Raw genomic sequence first — 257 nt, 5'->3', positions numbered from 1 at the left:
TCGGAGTTAGAGACAAACACCATGTCTAATTTTGTTTTCGTACTCGACACCCAACTCAAACCGCTAACGCCTTGCTCCCCCGGCACGGCACGGCGGTTGTTGAAGGCTCGGAAAGCGGCCATCTACCGTCGTTTTCCCTTCACGATTGTCCTTAAGAAAACCGTCGAGGAGACTCCCCAACCCTGCCGATTGATAATTGATAATTGATAATTGACAATTGTCAATTGACAATTGTCAATTATCGTGTCTCAAACCTG

At 47.1% G+C, this 257-nt stretch carries 1 protein-coding gene; it reads left to right on the top strand.

All coding sequences use genetic code 11. The annotated features are described in order from the left end of the window. Nucleotides 1–21 precede the first annotated feature (21 nt). Nucleotides 22–207 (top strand): RRXRR domain-containing protein, encoded by a 186-nt coding sequence (locus tag AC0QH1_RS16080; RefSeq protein ID WP_442957321.1) that lies wholly within the window; start codon nucleotides 22–24, stop codon nucleotides 205–207. Nucleotides 208–257 lie beyond the last annotated feature (50 nt).

This window comes from Phormidium sp. CCY1219 (genome assembly GCF_055795085.1).
Note: the sequence above shows the minus strand (reverse complement) of the source record. Positions and strands in the feature narration are given on the sequence as shown.